Genomic DNA, 5,384 nt, shown 5'->3' with positions numbered 1-5,384 from the left:
ATCAGGCAGCTGGTTAGTCAACCCGCTGAGGATATGGGAGGTATCTTCTCCTGCAGCCACGTCCAACCTCTCTTTGCGCGCATGAATCGGCGCACTCAGGCCAGGCAGGGTGACTGCCCGGCGTACATACGCCGTGTGCGACGTATCGGTTACAACAGCCCGGGCATGTGTGCCGGGCAGGGTCCTAGCGCTCCTATGTCTGCACGAAGTTACAAGGTTGTTGTCCCGCAGGCATAGTTGTCATCAGCCACTCTAGCCCTCCCACCAAGGCGATGCGTAGCTGCACCTTTGGCACCTCTGTTGTATTTCGCCGTCATACTGGTTGTGTGACGAAAAGCCGCTGCAAGGCGGGCTGACCACACCCGATGTGACGCAGAATATGCCGTTCCACGGGGGCGGCAGCTTGAAGCGCAGGCACAAAGGGTGTTGGCTTGGGAGTAATGGAAATCACTATGCGAACCGCATATATGAGGCATTGGAGGAACACGTGAGCGAGGCCGACGCCGCCACTTCGGTAAATGTGGCGGAAAAATTGGGTTTCAAAAACGGGGATCTGATTCAGGAGTTCGGTTACGACGACGATGTCGATTTCGACTTGCGTGACGATATAGAGGACCTCACCGGTTCAGAGCTGCTGGACGAGGACGACCACGAAGTTGCGGACGCCGTGATCTTTTGGTGGCGCGACGGTGACGGCGACCTTGTTGACAGCCTGATGGATTCGCTGACCACCCTCAGCGAAAACGGCGTTGTCTGGGTCCTTACCCCGAAGTCCGGAAGGGATGGCTACGTCTCCCCGGCGGACATCCAGGAGGCCGCCCCCACCGCCGGCCTGCACGTCACCACATCAGCCGGCGTATCCAAGGACTGGAGCGCTGCCCGGCTGGTGAGCAGGAAGAACAAGTGACGGCAGCGCTTGCCGCTGCCTCCGCTGCTGTATCCGCGGTCGGCGGGACAGCTCCTGACTTTGAACTCCCCAACCAGTTTGGCGAGCCGGTCCGGCTGTCGTCATTCCGCGGGCAGAACGTGGTCCTGGTGTTCTACCCGTTTGCGTTCTCGGGGATCTGCACCGGGGAACTCTGCGAAATACGGGACAACCTCGCTGTCTTCGAGAATGCCCATGCCACGGTCCTGGCCATATCGGTGGACAGCAAGTTCAGCCTCCGTGCCTACGCGGCCCAGGAAGGCTACGGCTTCGACCTGCTCTCGGACTTTTGGCCCCACGGCGCCGCAGCCAGCGCGTACGGTGTTTTCGATGCGGACACCGGAATGGCCAGGCGCGGCACGTTCATCATCGACGCCGCCGGACGCATCCGGTACACAGTGGTGAACCCGCGTGGCCAGGCCCGTGACTTTGGCGAGTACCGCGCAGCACTGGCCGGCCTGGACCAGGGCTGACGGGCCATGGACGCGCGGCGGCATGGGGTAGGCCTGACCGGCTTTGCCAGCATGCCGCCGTCGCCTCCCGCCCGGGCTTCTGCCGCTGACCTTGAGATCCTGGTCCGTATCCGGGACATCCTGGCCGGCACCCGTTTCGCGTTGCTGACAGGCGCCGGACTCAGCACCGATTCGGGCATCCCCGATTACCGCGGCCCTGGTTCGCCACCCAGGACGCCCATGACGTACCAGGAGTTCGTCCGGGATGCCGCAAACCGGCAGCGGTACTGGGCGCGAAACCACATCGGCTGGTCACACCTCCGCCATGCCGATCCAAATCCGGGACATTACGCAGCGGCGGAGCTTGAACGCCGTGGCTACCTCACCGGGCTGATCACCCAGAACGTGGACCGCCTGCATGAGGATGCCGGAAGCGTGAACGTCATCGATCTCCACGGCCGGTTTGACCAGGTGGTCTGCCTGGACTGCGGCAGGACCTACTCGCGCCGGCTCCTCGCGGGAATGCTGGAGGAGCTGAATCCGGAGTTCCTTGAACGGGCGAAAGAAACGGGGCTGGTGGAAATGGCACCCGATGCTGACGCCACCGTGGAGGACCAGGCCCTGATCAACAGCTTTGTTGTGGCCGCCTGTCCGGCCTGCGGCGGCACGCTGAAACCCGACTTTGTGTACTTCGGTGAAAACGTGCCAAAGGACCGGGTGGAGAAGTCCTACGCCATGGTCGATGAAGCCGCCGCTTTGGTGGTGGCCGGTTCTTCGCTGACAGTCATGAGCGGACTACGGTTTGTCCGGCACGCCGCGAAGGACGGCAAGCCGGTAGTCATCATCAACAGGGGAGAGACCCGCGGGGACGATAAAGCCACTATCAAGCTTGAGGCCGGGGTCTCAGAATCACTCAGTTGGCTTGCGGCCGAACTGCCGCCGCTGTGATGTGCAGGGGACACCAGGCCGGACTTCCCGTCCGATTCGCGTTTGAGGGCCAGGGTCGGGTAGAGTCTATGTTCGTTGGTTGCGGCGGAAACGCCGGATTCAGCGGCCTGGGTCTTTAGCTCAGCTGGTAGAGCGCCACGTTTACACCGTGGATGTCATCGGTTCGATCCCGGTAGGACCCACCAGCAAAACCCCGTATTTTTCGCCTGTACCGGTGAAAATGCGGGGTTTTTTGTGTCTTCCGCCGGCGGCGCCGATTGTCGGACCCCTGCCATAGCTTTCCAGGTATGGAACACGTGATAGTCCGCACTGGCCAAAACGGAATGCCGACGGCGGTGGTCAGCCGCGGGAGGGAATGGTCAGTGGGTGCCGAACCTGTCAGATGGTTTGAGCGGATCAACTGGTGGGAGACCCGCCGGAGGATGCCGAAGGGCAACAGCAGGGTGGATGTGGAAGTCCTGCAGGTCCAGGTGAGGCTGGGAAGCAACAAGAGTTCTGCCCTGACCACCATGCTCCTTGAGCGCGACGGTTTGGGCGGGGGCTGGCGCCTTCGGGAATCAGTTGCCGATGCCGCTTGACGCGGGCGCCGGGCTGCTGACCCGGCAGTATCAGGGCATTGGAAAACCCTCCACCGCGACTATTGGGGGATGCCGCGGTGGAGGGCCTGAAATGAATATACCGTGAACTCCCGGAAACAAAAAGTAGCCGCGAGTCTGTGACGCGGCCGGGCTACGGACTCTACCGGCGCACGGGGATAAACACGCGCGGCTGCTCCGTCCAGGTATCCGACATCCGGGACATGGTCCTTCGCATGATCCGGTCCGAGGTTTCCCTGGCGGAGGCTGCGTCGCCCCTGGCGACCGCTTCGGCCAGGTCCACGTGCCACTGCAGGGCAGCCTCATGCGGATGGTCAGGCATCAGGCCGTGCACGGTGCGGCCGGTCAGCGTCTCGGCCACCTGGCCCATAAGGTTGGCGAACATCTCGTTGCCCGAGCCGGAAAGCAGCAGGGAGTGGAACTGGATGTCCAGCTCCAGGAAGCGCGGCACTTCACCGTTGTGCCCGGCGTCGCGCATTGCATAGGCGACGTCCACCAGCTCCAGCCGCAGCGGGGCGGGCGCATTCTGGGCCGCAAGCTCGGCGGCGGCCGGCTCCACGGCTGCACGAAGCTCGGCGAGGGACCGCAGCTGGGCGCCGCGCGCATCGCTGGCGAGCCGCCACCGGATGACCTGCGGGTCGAAGGGGTTCCAGCGGCTGGCCGGCAGCACACGGATCCCCACCCGCTTGGTGGTTTCCACCAAACCCAGCGACTGCAGTACCCGGACTGCTTCGCGGATTACCGAACGGGAAACCTTAAGTTCGTCCTCGAGATGCTCGGCGAGCATAACGTGGCCAGCAGGCAGCTCACCGGAGATGATGCGGGTGCCAAGGTTCTCAATGGCACGGTGGTGCAGGCTGCTGGTCATGCAGCTAAGCCTAGTGCGATGAGGTCTGCCGGCCGGCCTGGTCCGGCCAGGAGGCGAAACAAAACGTTCGCTGGATGGGCGGCACTTCCCCCGAGGCCCCCGAATATATATGCTTTATTCCGACCCCTGAAAAATGTCATGGTGTTTCCGGCATGGGAAACGCCCCTGCGCATCCGTCGCACAGAAACGAATTGGAGTTTTGATGTCTGCACACATCGGTGTCACCGGCCTCGCGGTGATGGGCGCCAACCTGGCCCGCAACCTGGCGCGGAACGGCTTCACTGTCGCGCTGCACAACAGGTCCGTGGAGAAGACGGACGCACTGCTGGAGCGGTACGGCTCGGAAGGCGACTTTGTCCGCACCGAAACCCTGCAGGAACTGGTGGACTCATTGGAGAAGCCCCGCCGCGTCCTCATCATGGTCAAGGCCGGCAAGCCGGTTGACTCCGTGATCGAGCAGCTCGAGCCGCTCCTGGAAGCCGGCGACATCATCATCGACGCCGGAAACTCCCACTACGAGGACACCCGCCGGCGCGAAGCCGCGCTGGCCAAGAAGGACCTCCACTTTGTGGGCGTCGGCGTATCCGGCGGCGAGGAGGGCGCCCTGAACGGCCCCTCCATCATGCCCGGCGGTTCCAAGGAGTCCTACAAGGCACTGGGCCCGCTGCTGGAAAAGATTTCCGCCAAGGTGGACGGCGAGCCGTGCTGCGCCTGGGTGGGAACCGACGGCGCAGGACACTTCGTCAAGATGGTCCACAACGGCATCGAGTACGCCGACATGCAGGTCATCGGCGAGGCCTTCGACCTGCTACGCTCAGGCGCCGGCATCGAGCCCGCCGAACAGTCCAAGATCTTCTCCGAGTGGAACAACGGCGAGCTGTCCTCCTTCCTGATCGAAATCTCCGCAGAGGTCCTGGGCCACGTAGACGGCAAGACCGGCAAGCCGTTTGTCGACGTCGTGGTCGATGCCGCCGGCCAGAAGGGCACCGGACGCTGGACGGTCATCTCGGCCCTGGAACTGGGTTCCCCGGTTTCCGGCATCGCCGAATCCGTCTTCGCCCGTGCCCTGTCCTCGCAGGCCGGGCAGCGCAAGCTTGGCCAGGAACTGCTGCCGGGCAACGAAGCTTCGGTGGAAATCCCCGAGACCTTCGTCGAGGACGTGCGCCAGGCCCTCTACGCCTCCAAGCTCGTCTCTTACGCGCAGGGCCTGGACATGCTGACGTCGGCAGCCAAAGAATACGGCTGGGACCTGAAGCTGGACGAGATCGCATCCCTGTGGCGTGCCGGCTGCATCATCCGCGCCGAGCTGCTCAAGGACATCACCAAGGCTTACGCCGCGGACGAGAAGCCGGCCAACCTGCTGTTCGCACCGGCGTTCACCAAGGCCATCGGCGATGCCCTCCCGGCGTGGCGCCGCGTGGTTGCCACCGCCGTGCAGCTTGGCATCCCGGTACCGGTGTTCTCCTCCTCGCTGGCGTACTACGACGGCCTGCGCCGCAAGCGCGTCGCCGCCGCCCTGATCCAGGGCCAGCGCGATCTCTTCGGTGCCCACACCTATGGCCGCGTCGACGCTGAAGGCACGTTCCACACCCTCT

The 5,384-nt window shown here is 63.7% G+C and carries 6 protein-coding genes and 1 tRNA gene; 6 read left to right on the top strand and 1 reads right to left on the bottom strand.

All coding sequences use genetic code 11. The features are described from left to right. Window positions 1–487: 487 nt before the first annotated feature. From P2Q66_RS02835 to P2Q66_RS02815, 5 genes are all read left to right on the top strand, one after another. Window positions 488–907, top strand: a complete 420-nt coding sequence (locus P2Q66_RS02835) for a DUF3052 domain-containing protein (protein ID WP_079596430.1) — start codon at window positions 488–490, stop codon at window positions 905–907. After that, a complete protein-coding gene (locus tag P2Q66_RS02830; protein WP_275725406.1) occupies window positions 904–1,398 on the top strand; it encodes a peroxiredoxin in 495 nt (164 codons plus the stop codon). Before P2Q66_RS02835 ends, P2Q66_RS02830 begins: the two co-directional genes overlap by 4 nt. 6 nt (window positions 1,399–1,404) lie before the next feature. Beyond that, the gene (locus P2Q66_RS02825) at window positions 1,405–2,325 is read left to right on the top strand and encodes an NAD-dependent protein deacetylase (RefSeq protein WP_275725405.1); all 921 of its coding nucleotides are present in this window, start codon (window positions 1,405–1,407) and stop codon (window positions 2,323–2,325) included. A 109-nt stretch (window positions 2,326–2,434) separates the two neighbouring features. Continuing rightward, window positions 2,435–2,510: transfer RNA gene (locus tag P2Q66_RS02820), tRNA-Val, on the top strand. 102 nt (window positions 2,511–2,612) lie between these two features. Then, window positions 2,613–2,903, top strand: a complete 291-nt coding sequence (locus tag P2Q66_RS02815) for a hypothetical protein (protein WP_275725404.1) — start codon at window positions 2,613–2,615, stop codon at window positions 2,901–2,903. Between the two features lie 160 nt (window positions 2,904–3,063). Here the strand turns inward: P2Q66_RS02815 and P2Q66_RS02810 are convergent, their stop codons facing one another. Next, window positions 3,064–3,789: an FCD domain-containing protein gene (locus tag P2Q66_RS02810; protein WP_275725403.1), complete on the bottom strand. Its 726-nt coding sequence runs from the start codon at window positions 3,787–3,789 to the stop codon at window positions 3,064–3,066. 202 nt (window positions 3,790–3,991) lie between these two features. Here P2Q66_RS02810 and gndA point away from each other — a divergent pair. Next, the coding region (gene gndA / locus P2Q66_RS02805; RefSeq protein ID WP_275725401.1) for an NADP-dependent phosphogluconate dehydrogenase at window positions 3,992–5,384 on the top strand (1,393 nt) is incomplete at its 3' end.

Source organism: Arthrobacter sp. Cr_A7 (assembly GCF_029222765.1).
In the GTDB taxonomy this organism is placed as follows: domain Bacteria; phylum Actinomycetota; class Actinomycetes; order Actinomycetales; family Micrococcaceae; genus Arthrobacter.
Note: the sequence above shows the minus strand (reverse complement) of the source record. Positions and strands in the feature narration are given on the sequence as shown.